Source organism: Gordonia sp. N1V (genome assembly GCF_029269935.1).
GTDB classification, from domain to species: domain Bacteria; phylum Actinomycetota; class Actinomycetes; order Mycobacteriales; family Mycobacteriaceae; genus Gordonia; species Gordonia polyisoprenivorans.
Genome location: NZ_JARJDD010000023.1, coordinates 56,375 through 79,152 on the forward strand (window position 1 = coordinate 56,375; position 22,778 = coordinate 79,152).

Below are 22,778 nucleotides of genomic sequence, written 5' to 3' on the forward strand. Positions count from 1 at the left end.
TCGAGGGAACCGTGGCGACTGCCCGTGCGTCCAATACCCCATGGATCCTGTCCTGGAGTACGTGTTCGGCAATGGCGACTCTGAGCCCACGCTCTGGCACACCCCCGCCGACACCGATACCGACGCCGACGGTGTGCTCGACGCGATCGCGCTCGACTTCGACGGCGACGGTCGTCGCGACGATCTGCTCATCGACACCGACGCCGACGGCATCGCCGACCTCGCGGCTCTCGACCTCGACGACGACGACACCGTGGAGCACCACTATCGCGACTCGGGAAACGGGATCTGGGGCGTCGCCGTCCCGACACGGGAGGCGCCGCCCGCGCCGCACACCCCCGGCACTCGCACCCCGGCCACCCCCACCCCTGCGGATCCCGCTCCCACCGACACCCGGGTCCAGGCGCACGACCTCGACGGCGACGGCACCCCGGACATCGAGATCCTCCTCGACGCAGGGGCGATCCGACGGCTCTACGTCGACACCGACTCCGAGGGCCACCCCGACCAGGTGCTCGTCGACTCCGACGGCGACGGCACCGCCGACGCCGCCTACGCAGAGGGGGAGCCGGGTTTCGGCAGGTGATCGTCGGGGACGGGCGGCGGTGAGTAGTTGTGGCGGGCGGGATGCAGGCCGCGGACCACCACGACTCCGATGAGATAGAGCGCGCACCCGATCAGCACGAGCGGCACCGAGCGGCCGTCCGGGGAGATGATCACCGCGGTGAGCACCATCGCGATGACGTAGGCGACGTTGAACAAGGCGTCCTGCACGGAGAAGACCTGTCCGCGCACGGAGTCGGAGATGTCCACCTGCATGGCGACGTCGCCGCACAACTTGGTGGTCTGTCCGACCAATCCGAGCACGACGGCGGCCACGCAGAAGCCGGGGATCGTGAACGTCAGCAGCAGCACCTGGGCCAGCGCGCCGAGCAGCAACATGAGCATGATCGTGGCGCGTCTGCCGTAGCGGTCGACGAGGATCGGTGTGGTCACCGCGGCGGCGAAGGCCCCGGTCGCCACACATCCGAGGACCAGGCTGATCCGGCTCAGTCCGTCACCGCCGCCGTGCACGTGCCGGGCGAAGACGAACAGCATCAGGGTGTTCAGACCGAAAACCAGCCGGTGTATCCCGATCGCCGACAGCGCCGCCGACGCCGGACGGCATCGGGCGATCGCCCGTGCCCCGTGCAGAAAGCCGACGGCCACCGCGTGTGCAGCCGAGTGCCCGATGTCGTCGGGCCGGTCGGGTCCGAGCTGACGGGGCGGAAAACCGTGTGCGACCAAGCCGGCGACGAGCGCAAGCACCACACCGATCAGCGTGGTCTCCGCGCTACCGACATTGTCGTTGCCGACGAGGGCGCGCATTCCGAGCGCGAGACCTGCACCGACCGACAACATCGCCCCACCGAGAGTGGTGAACAGCGCGTTCGTCGCGACGATGACCTCGCGATGCGCGACATGCGGCAGCGCCGCGGACAGCCCCGACGCCACGAACCGGCTGGCCCCGGTGACCGCGAGGGCGCTGATCAGCACCAGGGTGTCGGAACTGCCGGTGCTGATCGCGATCGCGACCATCACGATCAGCAGGGCGCGCAGGACGTTGGCCCACAGCAGGACATTGCGCCGATCCCACCGGTCCAGCAGCGCTCCGGCAAACGGGCCGATCACCGAATAGGGCACCAACAGCACCGCGAAACCGAGCGCCGCGGCGAGCGGATCGGCATGGCGTTCGGGATTGAACAGCACGCCACCGATGAGCGCGGCCTGGAAGACTCCGTCGGTGAGTTGACTGGTCAGCCGCACCGCGAGTAGCCGGCCCAGGCCGGGTGAGTGGCTCAGCGAATGGGTAAAGATCTTCCACGAGGACGTACCTTCGGTCACCGCGGAATTCACGTACCTACATTACCGACCGAGCCGACTTCTCATGCGATGATGGATGTCGTGGACGGCGGTGACAGCGCAGACGATCTCACCCCCGACCGGCCCGAGCGCGGCGTCGGCGGTGGCGGCGGAGCCGCGGATGCGGCACGAGACATCGAGTCGGCCAACAGCATTCGGGCCGGCACGCTCCTGCTCGCGTCCACCGATCTGCTCGAACCCACCTTTGCGCGCACCGTGATCTATGTGATCGAGCACAATGACGCGGGCAGTCTCGGAGTGGTCCTGAACCGGGTGAGCCAGACCGCGGTCCACAACGTGATGCCGTCGTGGACCGATCTGGCCGCGCAGCCGCGGGCGCTGTTCGTCGGCGGCCCGGTCAAACAGGATTCGGCCCTGTGTCTCGGCGTTGTCCGGCACGGCGCCGACATCTCCGGGATCGAACAGATCCGGCCGGTCAGTGGCCGCGTCGCCCTCATCGACCTCGACGCCGATCCCGAGCTGATCGGGCCGGTACTCGAGGGCCTTCGCATCTTCGCCGGATACGCCGGCTGGGGGATCGGTCAGCTCGACGCGGAGATGGCCCAGGACAGCTGGATGCTGGCCTCGGCGCTCCCGCGCGACATCCTCGCCCCGTCGACCACCGACATCTGGGCCGACGTGCTGCGCCGCCAACCATGGCCGTTGCCGTTGTTGGCCACCCACCCCGTCGACGTCACCGGGAACTGAGCGCCGACACCCGGTCAGGCGATCCCGCAGGACCGGTGACACGCCTCACAGGTCTTGCTAGGCTCTCGTCCGGTCACATCTCACCGGGGGGACGGCGATGCGGGTACGGGAAATTCGGGTACGGGGAGTCGTCATTGCGGCGGTCATCGCGATCGTCGCATTGCTGACCGGTCCGAGTCTGGGAGCGGCAGGAACGGCGCACGCGGCCACCGGCCCCGACGGCGGAGCCCCGGCCAAGCGGTGGCTCGCCTCGCACGACGGCCCGCAGCCCTACGCCGACGTCAACACCCAGTGGGACGTCCCGATCCGGATGAGCGACGGCACCATCCTGCGCGCCAACGTCTACCGCCCGGCCAACGCGGCCCGGATACCGACGACGGCCAAGACGCCGGTCATCGTGACCATGACGCCCTACACCAAACTCGTCTCCGCGATCACCGCGGCTGCGCTGGCCAACCCGGTGCTGGCGCCGCTGGCCGTCCAGGTGGCCTCGGCGATCAACTTGTCTGGCACCCCGATCGACGGTATCAACGACGTCGCGCACCTGATCCGCGATCAGGGACTGCGCAACTTCTCCGTCGACTTCGATCTCGTGCGCAGCGGCTATACGGTGGTGGTCGTCGACGTCCGCGGAACCGGTTTCTCCCAAGGGGATTGGGACGTCTTCCAACAACGGGAGCAGCAGGACTCCGTCGAGGTCATCGACTGGGCCGCCAAGCAGAAATGGTCCGACGGCAAGGTCGGCATGTCCGGCGTCTCGTACTCGGCGATCAACCAGATCCAGGCCGCCAACAAACATCCCGAAGCCCTCAAGGCGATCTTCCCGGTCGAACCGGGCGGCGACCTGATCCGTGACATCGTCGCACCGGGCGGCGCGCTCGGCGTCGGGTTCCTGCCGCTGTGGCTGACCCTGGTCAATTCCACCAAGCTGGTCCCGAACGTCGCGTCGATGCTCAACGGCACCTTCGACTGGACGTGGCTGGCCGACCGCCTGCGGGACCCGTTCACCTTCTTCCCGCAACTCATCCAGGCGCTGACCGTCCCGGACATCGCGTCGATCCCGCCCCAGCTGCGTGATCTGCTGAGCCCGAATTCCGGTCCGCGGACGGCCTGGCAGGATCACGCCGACACGATCACCACCCCGACGCTCATCTACGGCGGATGGTTCGATCTGTTCACCAACTCCGAGGTCGCGATGTACAACAAGATCCCCCTCGCGCCCGGACGTAAGCAGTTGATCATGGGCGACGGCTACCACCTCACGATCGGCGGTGGGCAGGGCCGGCCGGATACGCCACCACGTCTCGACGTGCTGCAGAAGGCGTGGTTCGACAAGTGGCTCAAGGGAATCGACAACGGGATCGACCGTTACGGCCCGGTGAACCTCAAGCAGGTCGGCGACCGGTGGATCACCGCCTCGCAGTTCCCCCGCGCGGGCATGACCCGTCAGCGCCTCTACCTGGGTGATCGGCGCTCGGGCACGGCCCCTTATGCGCTGGGCGACGGCAGTCTGGGCATCGGTGTCCCGGCGACCCGCGCCCGGATGACGGTGGCGCCGGGACTTGCGACGCTGTGTTCGCGCGACTCGGCACAGCAGATGGCCGGCCTGACCGCGATCTTCCCCGACTGCGCCGACGACGCACGGATCTCCGAACGCAACGCGCTGAGTTTCACCAGCGCACCGATGACCACCACCCGCAGCGTCAGCGGCTACGGCAACGTGCATCTGAACACCGTGCTCGACGCCCCGGACGGTTACTGGACCGCGACGCTCAACGACGTCGCCCCGGACGGCACGTCCAAGGTCATCAGCTCCGGGCAGGTGGTCGCGTCGCTGCGCGAATATGACCGCAGCCGTTCGCAGTTCGCGCCCAACGGGGATGTGATCGATCCGTTCTACACGCTCACCCTCGACACCCGCCACCCCGTGACGCCGGGTAAGTCGGTGGGCATCGACATCGGACTCCTACCGACGGAGGCGCTGATCGGCAAGGGTCACCGGCTGCGGATCGACGTGTTCGCGATGAACCTGCCGCGCGGGCTCCCGCTGCGGCCGCTGCTCAACGATTCCGGGCTCCGACCCCAGCACATCGAGCTGGATCCGAGTAACCCCAGCTTCGTGAACCTGCCCTTGTCGGCACCCCTGTGAGAAACCCCCTGGACGGTTCATCGTTACGGTGAACTGGTGCACGCCTTCGCCGACTGGCTCATCGGGGTCATCGAGTCGGTTCCCTCCTGGGCGGTCTACCTGATCGCGGCGGGCATCGTCTACCTCGAGACAGCCCTGCTGATCGCCGGTCTGGTGATGCCGAGCGAGGCGGTGCTGCTCGCGGCCGGGGTCGCGGCAGCGGTCGGCTCCACCAACATCGCCTGGCTGGTGGTCGTCGTGGTGTTGTGCGCGGTCGCCGGGGATGCGACCGGGTATTGGCTGGGCCGGGTCGGTGGGCAGCGGCTCAAGGAGTCGGGGCTCGGGCGCCGATTCGGCGAACAACGCTGGGACAACGCCCAGCAGCGTCTGGAACGATCCGGCCTGCTCGTCGTCGGCACCGGCCGCTGGGTCGGGTACGTGCGGACGATTGTGCCGCGGATGGCGGGCATCAGTCGGATGAGTTTCGTGCGGTTCGGCATCGCTGATGCGATCGGCGCACTGACGTGGGCGTCTGCGGTGCTGCTGGCCGGCTATTTCGCCGGGGCGGTGCTCGGTGCGACGATCCTGCTCTACGCCGTGATCGCCCTCGTGGGTGTGGTCGCGGCCTTCTACGGCGTCAGCTGGGCGGTGCACCGCTGGCATCGCGGTGACATCGGCTGAGAGCCGACCGCTCGGGGAAGGCGAATACAGATTCCACCGATTCGGCGCGACACGCCGTGGAATCGGGGTCGGTGGCCCGCTCCGGTGGAAGCTGTATTCGTACCCGACGCTCTCAGCCCGGTTCCGACCCGGATTCGGCGGCATCGAGGGCGGCGGCCTCGCGACCGTAGCGGGTGGCCAACCACGAGCACATGATCAGCTGTATCTGGTGAAAAATCATGAGCGGCAACACGATCAGGCCAACCACCGACCCGCTGAACAACACCGTCGCCATCGGCAGACCGGTCGCGAGGCTCTTCTTGGTGCCGCAGAACTGGATGGCGATGGCGTCCTCGCGGTGGAAGCCGAGCCGTCGTGGCAGCCATCCGGTCAGCCACAGCATGAACGCGACGAGCACGATCGCGACCACCGCCATCGCCACCACCTGCCACACCCCGACGATCGACCAGATGCCGTTGCGCACACCCTCGCTGAACGCGGCGTAGACGACGAGCACGATCGACCCGCGATCCACGTACTTCGTCGGCTCGGCGAATCGCTTCAGGATCGGCGTGACCAGTGGCCGGCACAGCTGGCCGAGGATGAACGGCACCAGGATCTCCAGCAGGATCTCCAGGACCTGCGAGCCGGTGATGTGCACACCGTTGGTGCTCGACATGAGCACCACGACCAGCACCGGGGTGAGGACGACGCCGAGTAGGTTCGACGCCGACGCACTCACGATCGCGCCCGCGACATTGCCCCGGGCCATCGAGGTGAACGCGATCGAGGACTGCACCGTCGACGGCACCAGGCACAGATACAGCAACCCCGATGTGAGGTCGTCGCCGATCACCGGCCGCAGCAGCGGTTGCAGCGCGAGCCCGATGAGGGGGAACACCACGAAGGTGAAGGCCAGGATGATCAGGTGCAGGCGCCAGTGCGTCAGCCCCTCGAGTGCCTGCCGGGGGTGTAGTCGGGCGCCGTAGAGGAAGAACAGGAAGCCGATGGCGACCACGACGACCCAGTCGAGGACGTCGGCGAATTGGCCACGGGCCGGCAGGAAGGCCGCGGCGACGACCGCTGTGAGGATCGCCAGGATGAACCCGTCGATCGGCGAACGGCTCAGCAGGGAGCGCATGCGGTCGCTCAGCGCTGGGCGGTGTCGGCTGCCGGTTCGGCCGCGCACACACCACGCAAGGTGCATGATGCGCAGCTCGATTCGCCACACTCGTCGGCCGGGCCCTGCGCGTCGGTTTTCGCCGCATCCGTCGCGGGGGCGGTGTGGTCATGGGAGCCGGCATCGGCAGAACAGCATGAGCAACCCGAGTCGTCGTCGGGGTCGACCGCCCAGCGCGCCGCGCGCACCCCGTAACCACTGACCACGCCGACCACCACCAGCGCGGCGAGCAGGGCGGCGACGGCGAACAGGAACGACCACGTGCCGCCGACACCGAGCGTCAGCAGGCCGCCGGCGATCAGGATCACCGCGGCGCCGAGGGTGCCGGGGGCGGCCACCTTGTTGGCCAGCGCGAAGGCCTCGTCGGAGACCAGCGTCTCCGGTGCGCGAACGCCGAGCCAGCGGTTGCGTCGCAGCGTGCCGCGCAGACCGGCGACCCCGACCGCGACCCACACGAGGGCCAGGACGAACACGCAGATGGCGACGACGACGGACAGAACGCTCACCCGACCACCATACGAGCTGCGGCAGGCAGGGGCGAAACTCGCCCGCGGACTCCGCGCGCGAATGGGGCGAGTGCCGCTGCAGTGTGCCTCGGGCCACCATTTACGCTGGTGGGGTGACTTCAGCGGATACCTCGACCCCACCGGCCCAGGGCACCCATCGCTACACGGCCGAACTCGCGGGACAGATCGAGCAGCGCTGGCAGCGGAACTGGTCCGACCGGCACGCCTTCGAGGCGCCGAACCCGGTAGGGCCGCTGGCCGGTGATCTCAGCGCCTTCGGTGGCGGCGCTCCCGACTCGCCCGAGAAGGTCTTCGTCCAGGACATGTTCCCGTATCCCTCGGGTGCGGGTCTGCACGTCGGACATCCCTTGGGGTTCATCGCCAGCGACGTGTTCGCGCGGTATCAGCGGATGATCGGCCGCAACGTCCTGCACACGATGGGCTTCGACTCCTTCGGCCTGCCCGCCGAGCAGTACGCGGTGCAGACCGGTACCCATCCGCGTACCACCACCGAGGCCAACATCGAGCGCTACCTCGGTCAGATCCGCCGGCTCGGGCTCGGTCATGACGAACGACGACGCGTGGCCACCACCGACGTGGACTTCTATCGCTGGACGCAGTGGATCTTTCTGCAGATCTACAACGCCTTCTACGACGCCGAGCAGCGCAGGGCGCGGCCGGTCTCCGAGCTGATCGCCGAATTCGATTCGGGTGCACGCACTCTCGATGGTCACGACAAGTTCGACGGGCGTGTGTGGGCCGATCTGTCGCCGGCCGAGCGCAACGAGGTCGTCGACTCCTATCGTCTGGTCTATCAAAGTGATTCGCTGGTCAACTGGTGTCCCGGGCTGGGTACCGTGCTCGCCAACGAGGAGGTCACCGCCGACGGTCGCAGCGACCGCGGCAACTTCCCGGTGTTCCGTAAGCACTTGCGGCAGTGGATGATGCGCATCACCGCCTATTCCGACCGCCTCCTCGACGACCTCGAGGACCTGGATTGGCCGGAGAAGGTCAAGACCATGCAGCGCAACTGGATCGGGCGTTCCCGGGGCGCGCAGGTCCGCTTTGCCGCCGGCGGCACGACGATCGAGGTCTTCACCACCCGCCCCGACACGCTGTTCGGCGCCACCTACATGGTGCTCTCACCCGAGCATCCGCTCGTCGACGAGCTGACCGCCGACGCCTGGCCCGACGGCACCGATCCCCGATGGACCGGTGGCGGTGCCGACACCCCGACCGCCGCCATCGCGGCCTACCGCACCGCGATCGCCGCCAAATCGGATCTCGAGCGGCAGGAGAACAAGGAGAAGACCGGCGTCTTCACCGGCACCTACGCCACCAATCCCGTGGACGGGCGCGAGATCCCGGTGTTCATCGCCGACTACGTGCTGATGGGCTACGGCACCGGGGCGATCATGGCGGTGCCCGCTCACGACGGTCGTGACTATGAGTTCGCCACCGTCTTCGGCCTGCCCATCCTGGAGGTCATCGGATCCGAGCAGGGGGTGGCCACCGAGCCGTTCGTCGGCGATGGGCCGCTGGTCAATTCCGGTTTCCTCGACGGTTTGCGCGTCGACGAGGCCAAGGCCGCGATCATCGCGTGGCTCGAGGAGCGCGGCGCCGGCGCCGGCACCATCCAGTACAAGCTGCGCGATTGGCTCTTCGCCCGCCAGCGGTATTGGGGCGAACCGTTCCCGATCGTCTACGACGCCGCCGGTCAGGCCCACGCGTTGCCGGAATCGATGCTGCCGGTGGAACTCCCGGAAGTCGACGACTACGCGCCGGTGTCCTTCGACCCGGAGGACTCCGGATCCGAGCCGTCGCCGCCGCTGGCCAAGGCGACCGAGTGGATGACCGTCGAGCTCGATCTCGGTGACGGTCTGCAGACCTACACCCGCGACGCCAACGTGATGCCGCAGTGGGCGGGCAGCTCGTCGTATCAGCTGCGCTACATCGATCCCACCAACGACGAGACGTTGTGCGCCAAGGAGAACGAGGCCTACTGGATGGGCCCGCGACCGGCGTTGCACGGGCCGAACGATCCCGGCGGCCTCGACCTCTACATCGGTGGCGTCGAGCATGCCGTGCTGCACCTGCTGTACTCGCGCTTCTGGCACAAGGTCCTCTTCGACCTCGGTTATGTGACCAGCCGCGAGCCGTACCGAAAGCTGTTCAATCAGGGCATGATCCAGGCCTACGCTTACACCGACTCGCGCGGCATCTACGTGCCCGCCGAGGAGGTGACCGAGCGTGACGGGAAGTTCTTCTACAACGGCGACGAGGTCTCCCAGGAATACGGGAAGATGGGGAAGTCGCTGAAGAATTCGGTGACCCCCGATGACATCGCCGCCGACTACGGCGCCGACACCCTGCGTCTCTACGAGATGTACATGGGGCCGCTCGACCAGTCTCGCCCGTGGGCCACCAAAGATGTTGTGGGACTTCAGCGATTCCTGCAGCGGGTGTGGCGTCTGGTGGTCGACGAGGAGACCGGCGCGGTGCGGGTCACCGACGCCGAGCTCGATGACGTGACGAAGCGGTTGCTGCACACGACGATCGCCGAGGTGCGAGAGGAGTTCGCCGGGCTGCGCTTCAACATCGCGGTCGCGGCGCTGATCAAACTCACCAATCACCTCACCAAGCAGTTCGAGGGCGGTGCCCCGCGCGCCGCCGTGGAGCCGCTGGTCACCATGCTCGCCCCGCTGGCCCCGCACATCGCCGAGGAACTCTGGCACCGCCTGGGCCACGGTGAACTGCTGGTGCGCGGGCCCTTCCCGGACGCCGACCCGCGGTGGCTCGTCGCCGACACCGTCGAGATCGCCGTGCAGGTGAAGGGAAAGGTCAAGAGCCGCATCACCGTTGCCGCCGACGCCGACGAGGCGACGCTCCGTGAGGTGGCGCTGGCTGACGAGAAGATCGTCGCCCTGCTCGACGGGGAGCCCCGCAAGGTGATCATCGTGCCGGGGCGACTGGTCAACATCGTTCCGTAACGGCAAGCCGAGTGTCAGATGATCTCGGGCAGAAGCTGATTGAGGCGCGCGAGGGCATCCTCATTGCGTCGGTAGTGTGACCACTGGCCGATCTTGGTGCAGTGCACGAGGTCTGCGCGCTGTAAGACCGCCACATACTGCGAGACGGTCGACTGCGATGCACCCATCCGGGCTTGAATGTGCTTGAGGCAGACGCCCACTTCGCTTGCGGGTTCGAGTTGGGGCGGGAAACTTTCCGGGTCGCGCAGCCATCGCATGATCGCCATCCGCTGCGGATGTGCGATCGCCTTGAGGGCGGTGACCACCCACTCGTCGGTGTCGACCAACTCTCTGTCGCTCATCACTCCAGCATATCTGCTCATCGCGATCTTGTGATATACATTCATCGTAAAATCACGATCTAGCGATGGAGGCTTCATGTCGGTACGCGGGAACGCTCTGGTCATCGGTGCACGGGGGGTCATCGGCGGCAACCTGGTCGAGCACCTGGCAGGCACGGACAACTGGGATGTGGTCGGGATATCCCGACGTGGCGCAGAGAACCGGCCACGCATACGCCACGAGCGCGCAGATCTCCTCGATCTCGACTCCACGCGGGCCGCGATCGGTCGTGCCGCGGAGACGACGCATCTGTTCTACGCCGCCTACCAGGACCGTCCGAACTGGTCGGAACTCGTCGAACCGAACGTGACGATGCTGCGCAACGTCCTGGATTCGGTGGATCTCCTACCCGCCTTGGAGCACGTCAGCCTGATGCAGGGCTACAAGGTCTACGGGGCTCATCTCGGCCCGTTCGCGACCCCCGCCAGGGAGAGCGACCCGCCGCACATGCCCCCCGAGTTCAATGTCGATCAGCAACAATTGCTCGAGCGACGGCAGCGTGGACAGAGCTGGTCGTGGTCGGCGATCCGCCCGTCGGTCGTTGCGGGAGTCACCGTGGGCAATCCGATGAATATCGCGATGGTGCTCGCCGTGTACGCGTCGATCAGCAAGGAACTCGGAATCCCACTGCGCTTTCCCGGCAAGCCGGGTGCCTACTCCAGCCTCATCGAAATGACCGACGCGGGCCTGCTCGCGCGCGCCACCGAATGGGCGGCGACGACTCCGTCGGCCGCCAACGAGGCCTTCAACATCACCAACGGCGACATGTTCCGGTGGCAGCGCATGTGGTCGGTGGTCGCCGACTTCTTCGACATCCCGGTCGCGGATCCGTTGCCCATGTCGTTGTCCGAGGTGATGGCCGACAAGCAGCAGGTATGGGACGCGATGGTCGCCGAGTACGAACTGGAGCCCACCCCGTACGAGGACGTCTCCTCCTGGCAATTCGGCGATTTCGTGTTCGGCTGGGACTACGACGTGATCGCCGATACCTCCAAGAGCCGACGCGCCGGATTCCATGACTACATCGAGACCGACGCCATGTTCACCAGGATCTTCGAGCAACTCCGGGAGCGCAGGCTCATCCCCTAGTGCTTCGGGGGCTGCAGTCTTCGGCACTCCAGTAAGTCAGTACTTCGGCGGCAGCTTGCGCGCGTAGTCCGATCCGAGGGTGACCCATCGGCTCAACTGGCGCTCGGTGCGCACGCCGTCGTCGCCGACGCGGAGCCAGCCGCGTGTCTCGCGGCCGGACATGATCATCGGCTCGGTATGCGGATACTCCAACAGCGCCTCGGTCTCCTCGGGTGGGACCCGCACCATGAGTCCACCGCGGGAGCTCGCGGCCAGTGCCATGTTGCCGTTGATGAGGAAGGCGAGCCCGCCGAACATCGGCTTCTCGTCCACATTGCTCTCACCGCTCAGCAACGCGCGGATACGAAACGCGAGTTCATCGTCGTAGGCCACCACTAGAGGGTAGGCATCAAGCGCGGAACAGTGGGCTGGACAGCATCTTACTTCTGAGTAAGATAGCCCGCATGGCGATCAACCTGGAGCTCCCGAAGAAGTTCGATTCGGCGGTCGAGCAAGCCCACCTCGCGGCCGAGCACATCTTCCGACCGGTCTCGCGCAAGTACGACAAGGCCGAGCACGAATACCCCAAGGAACTCGACGACCTGGGCGCACTCGCCAAGAAGGCGCGCGAGGCGGCCAAGGAGTCCGACAAGTCGGGCGGCTCCGATGCCGATGCGGGCACCGTCAACGGCGCCAACATCCGCGGTGTGTTGCACGGCGTCGAGATGGGTTGGGGCGACGTCGCCCTCATGCTGTCCATCCCGTATCAGGGTCTGGGCAACGCGGCGATCTCCGCGGTGGCCACGCCGGAACAGCTCGAGAAGTTCTCCGGTGTCTGGGCGGCGATGGCGATCACCGAACCGAGCTTCGGCTCCGACTCGGCGGCCGTGTCGACGACGGCCACGCGCGACGGCGACGATTACGTCATCAACGGCGAGAAGATCTTCGTCACCGCCGGATCCCGCGCCGACCACGTGGTCGTCTGGGCGACCGTCGACAAGAGCGCCGGTCGCGCCGCGATCAAGAGCTTCGTCGTGCCTCTCGACGCCGACGGAGTGAGCGTGGTGCGCCTCGAGCACAAGCTGGGCATCAAGGCCTCCGACACCGCGGTCCTGCGTTTCGAGAACGCGCGCGTGCCCGCCGAGAACCTGCTCGGCTCACCGGAAGTGGAGACCAAGAAGGCGTTCGCCGGGGTCATGCAGACCTTCGACAACACCCGCCCGGTGGTCGCGGCGATGGCCGTGGGACTCGGCCGGGCCGCGCTCGAAGAACTGCGCAGCCTGCTCGGCGACGCCGGCCACACCATCGACTACGACGCCCCCGCGGCCACCCAGCATGCTGCGGTCGCCGAGTTCATCCGGCTCGAATCCGATTGGGAGGCTTCCTGGTTGCTCGCGGTCCGGGCGGCCTGGATGGCCGACAACAAGGAGCCCAACTCCACCGAGGCGTCGATGTCGAAGGCCAAGGCGGGCCGCACCGTCACCGACATCACCAACAAGGCGGTGGAACTCGGTGCGACCGCGGCATTCTCGGAGACCATGCTGCTCGAGAAGTGGGCTCGCGACGCCAAGATCCTCGACATCTTCGAGGGCACGCAGCAGATCCAGCAGCTGATCATCGCCCGCCGCATCCTCGGCAAGTCCAGCGCCGACCTCAAATGACCGACGGGTCCATCGGCCGCCGAGGCGGATGACCGGAAAGCTCAGCGCAGCAAACGTGTTCGCAGCCGGTCCTCGCGGGCCAGCCGTGCGGTGTCGCGTTCGCGTCGTGCTGCCATGACTGCGGCGAGGACATCCTCGGCCGGCGCCTGCGGCGGAGGAGCGGGCGCGACGTACGGCGCGATCGCGAAGATCAGACGCTCCGCGAGAGCCGAGCGCGCCGCCGGATTGTAGCCCTCACGACGATTCAGGAACTGCCGTACCGACACCGCCAACGGGTCCGGGAGAGCGGCGATGTCGGCTGTGCTCGCCCACGGGGCCAGTGGCGGCGGCATCGGGATCGGTTCGGGCAGCGTGATCTTGAATCGTTCGCGGATCACGTATGTGCCGGCGACGAGGTCGCCGATGCGTTTGTTGCGGCGGTTCACCGCCGCGCAGATCATCGCCGGGACACCGAAGAACGTGTAGATCTCGACCACGCCGATCATCGCCCGGGTCAGGGCGTGGCGGAATCGGATCGGGCCGGCGTCGTCGCGCACGGTCCGCAACCCGAGTATCACGTGCCCGAGGGTTTTCCCACGCGTCAGTGTCTCCCACGTCGTCGGCACCGCGGCGAATGCGATCACCGTCGACACCGTGAGGCAGGCGCCGAACAACGCGTCGTCGACGTCATAGGCCAGCTTGAACGACAGGTAGATGCCGAGGATCAACACGAGGTAACCGAGGATCAGATCGATCACCCCGGACAGAATCCGCAGCCCGAACGAGGCGGCAGGCAAGTCGAGGGCGACGGCCTCACCCGACACCTGGTCGTCGCGACCGACGCCGACCGTGCCGACCGCGCCCCGACCCCAGGTGACCGGCGGATACGGCCGCACCGGATAGGTCATCTGCTGCGGATACATGCGCCACACTCTAGGCCACCACGCCGAGAGCGGCGTCGATCAACCGGAACACATCGCCACTCCTCGATCCTCTCGCGTTCTAAGCTGTCGAGGTGGATCTCGATGCCTACGTGAGCGACAAGCGACCGACCTGGGAGCGGCTCGAGCAGCTCACCAAGCGCCGCAGGCTCTCCGGGGCGGAGGCCGACGAACTGATCGACACCTACCAGCGGGTGGCCACGCATCTCTCGGTCATCCGGTCCACCGCTCCCGACGCCTCCCTCGTCGGCTACCTCTCGGCGTTGTTGGCCAAGTCCCGGACCCGATCTGCGGGTGTCAAGGAGAGCAGTTGGGCGATCGTCGGCCGCTACTTCGGTCGGACGTTCCCCGCGGCGTTGTATGCGATGCGCTGGTGGTGGCTCAGTGTCTTGATCGTGTCGTTCGTCGGGATGTTCGCGATGACGTGGTGGTTCCTGGATCATCCCAGCACCGAGACCGCCTTCGGCAGCCCGGCCGACATCGAGCGACTCGTCGACAACGACTTCGCGAACTACTACACCGAGAACGCCGCGACGTCGTTCGCGTTGCGGGTGTGGACCAACAACTTCTGGCTCGCCGCCACCTGTATTGCATTCGGCGTCTTCGGTTTTCCGATCGTCATGGTGGTGTGGAGCAATATCCTCAACGTCGCGGTCACCGCGTCGATCATGATCCGGCACGGCCGCGCCGACGTGTTCTTCGGCTTGATCACCCCGCACGGACTGCTGGAGATGACCTGTCTGTTCGTCTCCGCCGGGGTGGGTCTACGGGTCTTCTGGTCATGGATCGCGCCCGGCCCGAAAACACGGATGCAGTCACTGGCCGAGCAGGGTCGCGCGGCGATCGGCATCGCGCTGGGATTGGTTGTCCTACTGCTGATCACTGGGCTCATCGAGGCGTTCGTGACGCCGTCGGGGCTGCCCACCTGGGCACGTGTCGGCATCGGCGTGTTCGTCTGGGTGGGATTCTTCGTCTACGTGTTCACCGCAGGCCGGTGGGCCTACAACGACGGTGAGCGCGGCGACATCCCCGATGTCGACCGCGGTGACAGTGCAATCATGGCGAGTCGAGACGGACGGTGATACCGGTGCAGATTAGGTGTGAGTCGTCCGAAGTACGTCCGGCGATCCGCGAGGTGGTGCGGGCGGCCTTCGGTTCGGCCGACGGCCCGGAGGTGCCTGTCGAGGTGCCGCTGACCGACGCGCTATTCAACGATGTGGGCTACCTGTCGGGTCTGTCGCTTGTCGGTGTCGTCGACGATCGGGTCGTCGGATTCGTCATCGGTACGCGAGGCTGGGTTGGTCGTCACCCAGCGGTGGGAATCGGCCCGCTGGCCGTCCATCCCGACATGCAGGGCCGCGGCGTCGGCAGTGCGTTGATGAATGCACTCATCGACTCCGCACGCGAACAGGGAGAGACGCTCTTGGCGCTACTGGGTGATCCCGATTACTACGACCGCTTCGGTTTCCGGGAGGCCGCCAATCTCGGAGTTGGCTCACCAGACCCCGACTGGGGCAGACATTTCCAAACCCTGTCGATCACCGCCGACGCGCCGACCGGGACCTTCCGTTACGCGGCGCCCTTCGACGAACTCTGACCCGTAACGCCGCCGGAATCCGTTGACGTCGCGTCGGATGCGCGGTGCCTGCCGACATAGCCGGTGGAGTCCGACTGCGTAGGACCAGATGCTGTCGGACTCGACGAGACTCCCGAACCCGGCGACGCCGCCGGACCGGTGGGATCGATGTTCCAGGACGAGGTGTCGGTAGCGGTCGTGCTCGGCGATTCGGCGGTCCCCGGTTGCGTCGCGTCGGCCGGTGTGGACGTGCTCCGCCTGGCCGTCCCAAGAGCTGCTGCGGCGCTGGTCTTTACCCGGTAGCCGACCGATGTCGACGAGGGCGCCGGCAACGACGTGGGCGTGAGCACGGTCTGTGCGGTGGCTCGCGGTGCCGCGGCATCCTGCACGGTCGTATCGGTCGATGTGGACGGTGTTGGCACCGTGCCGAAGACGCTGTTGATCGTCGCCTGTGCCGCAGGGTCGTCAGACAGGGTGACGTAGCCACTGCGGCTGTAGCCGGCGTCGACGATCACCTTGAGCGGACCGTTGAGCTGGTCGGCCACACTATTCAGGCCCATCATCCGGAGTGGTTCGAGCAGAGGCAGATTCGCGGTCGGTACGAGGACGTAGGTGGTGCCGCCGACGGTCTGGACGAGATTGTTCGGGTCGTCGACGTCGACCCCGGTGTAGTCGGTGTGCACCAGGAAGTAGCCGGCGATCGCGTTGGCCACGGCGAGCCCGTTGAGCGGGTTGTTCGGCCAGTCCGATTCGGCGTCGTACTCGCGGGAGATGTCGATGACGGTGTACCCGGTGTCGGTGGGCGTCGCCGATCCGGCACCGGAGGTCGGTGCCAGACCGTTGAGCCCGCGCTGCGGATTGCCGAGGAGCACGAAGGTCAGATCCGATGCCGGTGGGGCGCTCGGCGAGCCAGCGGTGTCCTGCAGCCACGTCGTCGCGATCATGCCGCCCTGCGAGTAGGCGAAGACGATCTTCTTGCCCGGCGTCGTCGCGATATCCGTGGTGAGAGCCGTGACGCCCACTTGCAGTGCGGCACCGCCGATCGCACCGGACGGATAGACCACCACCTGACACGTATTCGGCGAGTGACAGAGTTCGCCTCGGAGCTCCTGTGGCATGGGAGTGCTCACGATGGAGGTGTTCCCCGCGACTGTCAGCACGGTCGACGCCAGGCGCACGTTCGCCGGGGACAAAGTCACCGATGCGGAATCCGCGGCATTGACCCCAGCATTGACCCCATGACCGGCCGCGACGGCCGCAGCGATCAGAGACAGTGCGGCCACCGATATGGGGGAGCTGAGGTGATTCGGGCGCAACGGATTTCCCCTCCTGAGCAAACCCCAACCCGCCCCGGACGCTACACGATGATGGTGTGCAGGTGGCGAGTAGCGATGGCTGTCAACCAGATTGGGGCGTCTGACAACCAATAGGGGAGTTAACAGACCGGGTTGGGGAACGCACCGACTGGTTCAGAGCAGACCGCGCGACTTGAGGGTGAGGTAATGATCGGCGAGCGCCGCCGGCAGATCTGCCGGGTCGGCGTCGACGACGTCGACGCCCAGGCGCGACACCGCCGATTCGGTGCGTCCGCGAAGGGCCAGGGTGCGGGCGGCAGCGGCGGCGTCGTAGATGTCGGCCGCGTCGTCGCGCAGAGCAGCCATCGCGGCGAGCTGCGGGTCACGGACCGATCCGATCACCACCTTGTACCGCTGCGCCAGCACCGACAGCGGTGCCAGCATCGACTCCTCGACGGCGGCCGGCTCCAAGGGCGTCAACAACACGAGTAACGCACGTTGCCGGGTCAGTGTGCTCACCTCGGCGGCCAGCAACGGCCAATCTGCTTCCAGTAGAGCGGGTTCCAACGCCGTCATCGCGCTGACGAGATCACCGAGCAGGGTGGTGCGCGACGCGCCGACCACGCGCCGGTGGACGACGCGATCACCGGCGATCAGATCGACGCGATCACCGGCATGCGCGGCGAGGGCGGCCAGCAGCAGGGCCGCGTCCATCGCCGCGTCGAGACGCGGAGCATCACCGATGCGGCCCGCGGAGGTGCGTGAGGTGTCCAGCACGATCACGATGTGGCGGTCCTTCTCGGGCTGCCAGGTCCGCACCACCGTCGACCGTCGCCGGGCGGTGGCGCGCCAGTCGATGCTGCGCACGTCGTCGCCGTCGACGTAGTCACGCAGGGAGTCGAATTCGGTGCCCTGCCCACGAATCCGCACCGCCGAGCGGCCGTCGAGCTGACGGAGCCGGGCGAGCCGGGACGGCAACAACTTTCGGGAGTCGAACGGTGGCAGTGCACGAATGGAGCCGGGTACGACATAGCCCGATTGCCGCCCGGCCAGTCCGAGCGGACCCATCCGCCGTACCGTCACCCGATGCGTGAGCCGATCCCCCCGGCGGGTCGGCCACAGCCCGGTCACCAGCTGTTGCTGCTCGCCGGGCGCCAACGACACCGCGTGCACCGCGTTCACCGCGCCCGCCGACGGCTGCCACGAATCGTTGATCCGCGCCCGGAACCGGCGGCCGGTCACGTTGTGCGCCATCAGAACCGAGCTCCCGGTCTCGCCGAGGCGGATGGGCGCCGACGGAAGCCGGTAGAGCCGCAGGGTTCTCGTCGACCCGGCGGCGATCAGATCGACGACCATGAGGACCACGCATCCCAGGACCCACAGCAGGGCCACCCAGTAGCGTGGGTAGGGGATCACCGGGATCGCGCCCGCCACCACGAGCGCGAAGAACCGGCCGGTGAGCACCATCAGCGCGGCACGGGCACCGAGGCGATGGCGGCGTCGAGGACCGCCGCCACCGACACGCCTTCGAGCTCGGCCTCCGGTCGCAACGAAAGGCGATGTGCCAGAGTCGATTGGGCCAGCGCCTTGACGTCGTCGGGTGTGACGAAGTCCCGTCCGCCCAGCCATGCCCACGCCCGGCTGGTGGACAACAGGGCGGTGGCGCCGCGCGGGCTGACCCCGAGCGCGAGTGACGGTGAGGTCCGGGTGGCCCGGGCGATGTCGACGATGTACGCCGCCACCTGCGGGGCCACCGCAACGTGCCGGACGGCATCGGCGGCGGCGACGATGTCGGCAGCGGAGGCCACCGGTCGCAGCCCGGCCGCTCCCAGATCCTTCGGGTCGAATCCCGCGGCATGCCGTGCGAGCACGGTGATCTCGTCGTCACGGGGTGGGACGGGCAGGGTCACCTTGAGCAGAAAGCGGTCGAGCTGCGCTTCCGGCAGGGGATAAGTGCCCTCGTACTCGACGGGATTCTGGGTCGCCGCGACCAGAAATGGGTCGGGGAGCGGGCGGGGCACACCGTCGACCGAGACCTGCCGCTCCTCCATCGCTTCGAGGAGCGACGCCTGCGTCTTGGGTGGTGTCCGATTGATCTCATCTGCCAGAAGGAGATTGGTGAACACCGGCCCGGGCCGGAAGGTGAACTCGGAGGTGGCGTTGTCGAAGATCAGCGATCCGGTGACGTCACCGGGCATCAGATCGGGGGTGAACTGCACGCGTTTGGTGTCGACGGACAACGCTGCCGCGACCGAGCGCACCAGCAACGTCTTCGCCACGCCCGGAACACCTTCGAGAAGGATGTGGCCGCGGCACAGCAATGCGATGAGGATACCGGCGACGGCCGGATCCTGACCCACGACGGCTTTGGCGACCTCGCCGCGCACCGCGCTCAACGCGGCACGCAGATCACGGGGCGGGGTGTCGGTGGGGGAGTACGTGGAAGCGGCGGGTGTCTCGGGATTCATGGTCTGCGGAGGACTTCCTTGTCGAGGGCGGTCAGGGCGTCGGTGAACCGAACCAGGTCGGGATCGGTGGTCGGCAGCGGGCCGGCGAGTAGAGCGCTCACCTGCGCCGGGTCCCGGCCGGTGGCGTCGGCGACGGCCGAGATGATCGCAGCCAGAGCGGGATCGGTCGAGGACGTGTGGACGTCCGGCTCGTCGAGGGTGTCGAGAGCATGGCCGGGGTCGTACGGCAGTCCCAGATACCCGGCGATCCCGGCGATGGTGCGCACACGCAGCACGGCCGCCGCCCGGTCGGCGGCGCCGGCCCGGCGGTACATGCGGCCGCGCGACCGGGTGGTCTCGATGGCCTTGACGACGGCGGGCAACGGCTCGGTCGCCAGCGGGCCGAAGCGCCGTCCCCGCCAGAGAATCAGCGCCAGCACCGCGAAGAACGCCAGCAGGAACAACGGCCCGACGGCCCGCGGGAACACCGATTGAGAGCTGTGCTGGTCGGAGTTCGAATTCTGATCCGACACCTTGTCATCGCGTTGCGGGACGTACCAGAGGACATGATCGGTGGTGGCAATGGTGCGTATCGCGACGCCGGAGTTGTCGTAGCGCGCCAGATTCTGGTTGAGGGTCATCGGGGCGGTCATCGCCACCATCGGCGGGCCGCCCAGATCGGCGGGCACGCTGACCATGTTGACGCCGTTGTTCTGTCCGCGTGAGAAGCATTGGGTCACACCGGTCGTCGTATCCAGTCCGCCGGCAAAGCCGTTTCCCGGGTCGGAGGTGACGACGTCGGAGGGTGAGATGCCGTCAAGGGTGCAGTCGGCCTTGCTCACCGATAGGAGGCTTTCGCCGTAGGAGGTGCTGACCTGCGAGGTGAAGGCGGCGAGCAGCGGGTACGACGGATCGATCAGGACGACCCGATGCGCCGACCGCACCCGGTCGTAGATGGCTTCGGCGACGTCGGTGGAGATCACCGCCTGGCCGCTGATGACCACGGTGGTGTCGGCACCGGGGGTCGAAGTCGTCCGCAGGCTGTCGAGACCGCGGACGACCGAGACGTTCACGCCGTGGTCGTCGATGATGGACGCGAGCGCGCTCGTTCCGTCGGAGCCACGATTGCCGGGATCGAGCGGGGTGGTGTTCGACGAGCGGTTCCCGGCCGCGGAGACCAGCGCGAGCACCGCGAGTACGAGGACCACCGCAACGACGACACCGCCGACCACCCACCACACCCAACGCCCTGATCGAGTCCGTCCGGGTCCCGGCGTATTCGGCTCCCCGCCGGTCTTCTCGAGTGTCGGTGTGGTGTTCGGCGTGCTCATCGTGGCACCGCATACGTTGCGCCGGAGCCGACGCCGTTCTCCGCGGACGGTCGTGCCGAACGCAGCTCGGCGTCGAGGGTCAACAGTCGTCGGGCCTCGTCGGCCGTCGCCGATGCATGACCGTAGGCGACGCGGTCGAACAGGTCGGCGGCCGCGCCCAGATCGGCCGCATGGTCGGCGAACACCGGGCGCAGCCGGGTCGCGACCTCGTGTGCGGTCAACGACGGCAGATCGTCGAGCACGGTGCGCTCGATGCAGCGTCGGGTCAGAGCGCGCATCGCGAAGACGACGGCACCGTTCGTGTCTCCTTCTGCGAGCAACGATTCGGCGCGGGCGCGCAAGGTGCGCGCCGATGACGGATCGTCGGACAGCACACTGCGATCGACGTCGGCGGCAGCGGTACGCGGGGTACGGCGCATGAATCTGATGCCGTAGATCAGCAGGGCGACCACCACGAGTGCCGCGATGATCGCGATGATGCCCGGCACGGTCTTGCCCGCACCCACCACATCGAGCAGGCGATCGGTGATCCAGCGCCCGATGTCGTCGCCGAGCCGGTCGGCGGCGCTGGGTCCCGAACCCCGCGAATCCGACCACGCATCGCGGGCCCACTGGCGAGCCTCGTCGTTGCCCGGCGTCAAGCCGTCGGCCAGCACGGTCAGCGCGGCGCCCACGGCACACCCCCTCCGGACAAGGACTGGTTCAACTCGATGTCGAAGCCCTCCTTGCGGATTCGGGCATCGACATGCATCAGTGCCGACGCCACCGCGATCAGCGGCTGTACGATCGCTGCAACGAGCACCGCCAGCACGACGGCGACGACACCGCCGAGCACACCACCGCCGAGGCCGGTCACCGCATCGACGACCTGCGACAGCACGAGCTCGATGACCACGGTGATGAGGTTCAGCAACAGGACCACAGCGAAGTAGCGGCCGAACGATCGCCGGGTCAGTGTGACCGAACGCGCCAGGGCGGCAACGGGACCCAGACCCTCGACGGCAGCCGCGGGCACCGTCAGCGACATCCGGATGTAGAGCCACGAGTATCCGAGCACCAGCACCGCAGTGACGATCAGCACCGCGACGAGCGTACCGACGCCCGCCGAATCGAGACCGAGCTCGATCACAACGAGGGCAGGAATGAAGCACACGAGAGTCACCAGCCCGAGAAGCGCTGTGCCGCCAAGGATTCGCCATATCGATCCGCGCATGAATCGCCACGACTCGATCCACCCCGAGCGGACACCCATGACATCGCGCGCGACCGGGTAGGCCACCAGTCCGGCGAGCATCCATCGCCCGACCCACGCGGCGTCCGATATCGCGTCGGGCCCGCCGGCCAGCCATGCTTCCGCATCGAAGAGTCCCGAGTCGCTCACCATCCGAACAACCACCAAGACCAGTAGGCCGCCGACCGTGACGACCCCACTCACCACCGCCGACCACCCGAAGTAGACGCGCGGATTACCGAAGATCGCCGCGAACGTGCCGCTGATCAGATCGCCGACGTTCAGCGGACGCAGCGGGATGATGCCCGGTTTGTGTGTCGGCGGGGGACCGAAGTGGCCTGGCATATACCGAGGATCCTGCGACGCGGCACCCGGCTGCCCGCCGACCGCAGTCCCCCACTGGGGGCCGGTGATCGGCGGAGGCGGTGGTGTCGGCGTCGATGTCCATTCGTCGGCCGCGCCGGACGGCGCAGGTGGAATGTGGCCCGCTCGCTCCGCTCCCGGCGCCGGCGCATCGTGGCCCGCTCGCTCCGCTCCCGGCGCCACCCACCCCGGATCCCGAGAGCCGTCTCCCGGTGGCTGGCTCATGGGGCTCCCTCGACGAACCGATGATCGCGTCCGCGCCGTTGTCGGACACACAGTGTGTGCGCGAACCTATCAAATTCGCGATGTCCGATGCTGTGCGGACAGCTGTGGGTATCGGTTGTCCGGATGACCGAAGAACCCATTCCCGCCAGGTGCGCGCCGCTGCTATCGTCAAACGAGAACACGTTCTAATTCTTCAGCAGAGGGGA

The 22,778-nt window shown here is 67.3% G+C and carries 21 protein-coding genes; 9 read left to right on the forward strand and 12 right to left on the reverse strand.

Features of this window, described 5'->3' with window-relative positions:
- The first annotated feature begins 40 nt into the window (after positions 1 to 40).
- On the forward strand, positions 41 to 586 hold the full coding sequence (locus P3L18_RS23140; RefSeq protein ID WP_276115354.1) for a hypothetical protein: 546 nt from the start codon (positions 41 to 43) through the stop codon (positions 584 to 586).
- Here P3L18_RS23140 and P3L18_RS23145 read toward each other — a convergent pair.
- A complete protein-coding gene (locus P3L18_RS23145) occupies positions 553 to 1,896 on the reverse strand; it encodes an MFS transporter (RefSeq protein WP_079931928.1) in 1,344 nt (447 codons plus the stop codon). The genes P3L18_RS23140 and P3L18_RS23145 overlap by 34 nt on opposite strands.
- 36 nt (positions 1,897 to 1,932) lie before the next feature.
- Between P3L18_RS23145 and P3L18_RS23150 the strand changes: the two genes are divergently transcribed.
- The 3 genes from P3L18_RS23150 (at position 1,933) to P3L18_RS23160 (ending at position 5,419) form a co-directional block, all read left to right on the forward strand.
- Positions 1,933 to 2,610 (forward strand): YqgE/AlgH family protein, encoded by a 678-nt coding sequence (locus P3L18_RS23150; protein ID WP_006368588.1) that lies wholly within the window; start codon positions 1,933 to 1,935, stop codon positions 2,608 to 2,610.
- Between the two features lie 97 nt (positions 2,611 to 2,707).
- Positions 2,708 to 4,759 carry a CocE/NonD family hydrolase gene (locus P3L18_RS23155; RefSeq protein ID WP_276115355.1) on the forward strand — a complete coding sequence of 684 codons (2,052 nt, stop codon included), beginning with the start codon at positions 2,708 to 2,710 and terminating at the stop codon, positions 4,757 to 4,759.
- A gap of 36 nt (positions 4,760 to 4,795) precedes the next feature.
- Positions 4,796 to 5,419 carry a DedA family protein gene (locus P3L18_RS23160; protein ID WP_006368586.1) on the forward strand — a complete coding sequence of 208 codons (624 nt, stop codon included), beginning with the start codon at positions 4,796 to 4,798 and terminating at the stop codon, positions 5,417 to 5,419.
- 112 nt (positions 5,420 to 5,531) lie between these two features.
- On the opposite strand, the gene P3L18_RS23165 is transcribed toward P3L18_RS23160, so the two are convergent.
- Entirely contained in the window at positions 5,532 to 6,539 is a 1,008-nt protein-coding gene (locus P3L18_RS23165) for a bile acid:sodium symporter family protein (RefSeq protein ID WP_079931925.1), read from the reverse strand.
- 8 nt (positions 6,540 to 6,547) lie between these two features.
- Positions 6,548 to 7,084 carry an SdpI family protein gene (locus P3L18_RS23170; protein ID WP_079931924.1) on the reverse strand — a complete coding sequence of 179 codons (537 nt, stop codon included), beginning with the start codon at positions 7,082 to 7,084 and terminating at the stop codon, positions 6,548 to 6,550.
- Positions 7,085 to 7,197: 113 nt separating this feature from the next.
- On the opposite strand from P3L18_RS23170, the gene leuS reads away from it, so the two are divergent.
- Positions 7,198 to 10,074, forward strand: a complete 2,877-nt coding sequence (gene leuS, locus P3L18_RS23175; protein ID WP_276115356.1) for a leucine--tRNA ligase — start codon at positions 7,198 to 7,200, stop codon at positions 10,072 to 10,074.
- Between the two features lie 14 nt (positions 10,075 to 10,088).
- Here the strand turns inward: leuS and P3L18_RS23180 are convergent, their stop codons facing one another.
- The gene (locus P3L18_RS23180) at positions 10,089 to 10,415 is read right to left on the reverse strand and encodes a metalloregulator ArsR/SmtB family transcription factor (protein ID WP_079931922.1); all 327 of its coding nucleotides are present in this window, start codon (positions 10,413 to 10,415) and stop codon (positions 10,089 to 10,091) included.
- 76 nt (positions 10,416 to 10,491) lie between these two features.
- Here P3L18_RS23180 and P3L18_RS23185 point away from each other — a divergent pair, with 76 nt between their 5' ends.
- The gene (locus P3L18_RS23185; RefSeq protein ID WP_276115357.1) at positions 10,492 to 11,544 is read left to right on the forward strand and encodes an SDR family oxidoreductase; all 1,053 of its coding nucleotides are present in this window, start codon (positions 10,492 to 10,494) and stop codon (positions 11,542 to 11,544) included.
- A gap of 36 nt (positions 11,545 to 11,580) precedes the next feature.
- On the opposite strand, the gene P3L18_RS23190 is transcribed toward P3L18_RS23185, so the two are convergent.
- Positions 11,581 to 11,916 (reverse strand): TfoX/Sxy family protein, encoded by a 336-nt coding sequence (locus P3L18_RS23190; protein ID WP_020172943.1) that lies wholly within the window; start codon positions 11,914 to 11,916, stop codon positions 11,581 to 11,583.
- A gap of 71 nt (positions 11,917 to 11,987) precedes the next feature.
- Between P3L18_RS23190 and P3L18_RS23195 the strand changes: the two genes are divergently transcribed.
- Complete coding sequence (locus tag P3L18_RS23195) at positions 11,988 to 13,184, forward strand: acyl-CoA dehydrogenase family protein (protein WP_276115358.1); 1,197 nt, start codon at positions 11,988 to 11,990, stop codon at positions 13,182 to 13,184.
- A gap of 41 nt (positions 13,185 to 13,225) precedes the next feature.
- Here P3L18_RS23195 and P3L18_RS23200 read toward each other — a convergent pair whose 3' ends face one another.
- Complete coding sequence (locus P3L18_RS23200; RefSeq protein WP_208793389.1) at positions 13,226 to 14,095, reverse strand: RDD family protein; 870 nt, start codon at positions 14,093 to 14,095, stop codon at positions 13,226 to 13,228.
- A gap of 83 nt (positions 14,096 to 14,178) precedes the next feature.
- Between P3L18_RS23200 and P3L18_RS23205 the strand changes: the two genes are divergently transcribed.
- Together P3L18_RS23205 and P3L18_RS23210 are read left to right on the forward strand one after the other, a co-directional pair.
- Complete coding sequence (locus P3L18_RS23205) at positions 14,179 to 15,186, forward strand: stage II sporulation protein M (RefSeq protein WP_276115359.1); 1,008 nt, start codon at positions 14,179 to 14,181, stop codon at positions 15,184 to 15,186.
- Positions 15,187 to 15,191: 5 nt separating this feature from the next.
- Positions 15,192 to 15,701, forward strand: coding sequence for an N-acetyltransferase (locus tag P3L18_RS23210; RefSeq protein ID WP_079931933.1), 510 nt, complete (start codon positions 15,192 to 15,194; stop codon positions 15,699 to 15,701).
- On the opposite strand, the gene P3L18_RS23215 is transcribed toward P3L18_RS23210, so the two are convergent.
- The 6 genes from P3L18_RS23215 to P3L18_RS23240 form a co-directional block, all read right to left on the reverse strand.
- The gene (locus P3L18_RS23215) at positions 15,674 to 16,963 is read right to left on the reverse strand and encodes a PE-PPE domain-containing protein (RefSeq protein WP_276115360.1); all 1,290 of its coding nucleotides are present in this window, start codon (positions 16,961 to 16,963) and stop codon (positions 15,674 to 15,676) included. The two genes, P3L18_RS23210 and P3L18_RS23215, sit on opposite strands and share 28 nt — an antisense overlap.
- A gap of 186 nt (positions 16,964 to 17,149) precedes the next feature.
- Positions 17,150 to 18,442, reverse strand: coding sequence for a DUF58 domain-containing protein (locus P3L18_RS23220; RefSeq protein ID WP_276115361.1), 1,293 nt, complete (start codon positions 18,440 to 18,442; stop codon positions 17,150 to 17,152).
- Complete coding sequence (locus P3L18_RS23225) at positions 18,442 to 19,443, reverse strand: MoxR family ATPase (protein ID WP_079931915.1); 1,002 nt, start codon at positions 19,441 to 19,443, stop codon at positions 18,442 to 18,444. The genes P3L18_RS23220 and P3L18_RS23225 overlap by 1 nt, the downstream gene beginning before the upstream one ends.
- Positions 19,440 to 20,753: a DUF4350 domain-containing protein gene (locus P3L18_RS23230; RefSeq protein ID WP_276115362.1), complete on the reverse strand. Its 1,314-nt coding sequence runs from the start codon at positions 20,751 to 20,753 to the stop codon at positions 19,440 to 19,442. Before P3L18_RS23230 ends, P3L18_RS23225 begins: the two co-directional genes overlap by 4 nt.
- Positions 20,750 to 21,427, reverse strand: coding sequence for a DUF4129 domain-containing protein (locus tag P3L18_RS23235; protein WP_006368018.1), 678 nt, complete (start codon positions 21,425 to 21,427; stop codon positions 20,750 to 20,752). Before P3L18_RS23235 ends, P3L18_RS23230 begins: the two co-directional genes overlap by 4 nt.
- A complete protein-coding gene (locus tag P3L18_RS23240; RefSeq protein ID WP_276115363.1) occupies positions 21,412 to 22,329 on the reverse strand; it encodes a hypothetical protein in 918 nt (305 codons plus the stop codon). Before P3L18_RS23240 ends, P3L18_RS23235 begins: the two co-directional genes overlap by 16 nt.
- Positions 22,330 to 22,778 lie beyond the last annotated feature (449 nt).

Bases quoted from the DNA above. Each gene is read 5' to 3' on its own strand.
- P3L18_RS23140 (WP_276115354.1), top strand. From the start codon at position 41: ATGGATCCTGTCCTGGAGTACGTGTTCGGCAATGGCGACTCTGAGCCC.
- P3L18_RS23150 (WP_006368588.1), top strand. From the start codon at position 1,933: ATGATGGATGTCGTGGACGGCGGTGACAGCGCAGACGATCTCACCCCC.
- P3L18_RS23155 (WP_276115355.1), top strand. From the start codon at position 2,708: ATGCGGGTACGGGAAATTCGGGTACGGGGAGTCGTCATTGCGGCGGTC.
- P3L18_RS23165 (WP_079931925.1), bottom strand. From the start codon at position 6,539: ATGCGCTCCCTGCTGAGCCGTTCGCCGATCGACGGGTTCATCCTGGCG.
- P3L18_RS23180 (WP_079931922.1), bottom strand. From the start codon at position 10,415: ATGAGCGACAGAGAGTTGGTCGACACCGACGAGTGGGTGGTCACCGCC.
- P3L18_RS23185 (WP_276115357.1), top strand. From the start codon at position 10,492: ATGTCGGTACGCGGGAACGCTCTGGTCATCGGTGCACGGGGGGTCATC.
- P3L18_RS23195 (WP_276115358.1), top strand. From the start codon at position 11,988: ATGGCGATCAACCTGGAGCTCCCGAAGAAGTTCGATTCGGCGGTCGAG.
- P3L18_RS23220 (WP_276115361.1), bottom strand. From the start codon at position 18,442: ATGGTGCTCACCGGCCGGTTCTTCGCGCTCGTGGTGGCGGGCGCGATC.
- P3L18_RS23225 (WP_079931915.1), bottom strand. From the start codon at position 19,443: ATGAATCCCGAGACACCCGCCGCTTCCACGTACTCCCCCACCGACACC.
- P3L18_RS23230 (WP_276115362.1), bottom strand. From the start codon at position 20,753: ATGAGCACGCCGAACACCACACCGACACTCGAGAAGACCGGCGGGGAG.
- P3L18_RS23240 (WP_276115363.1), bottom strand. From the start codon at position 22,329: ATGCCAGGCCACTTCGGTCCCCCGCCGACACACAAACCGGGCATCATC.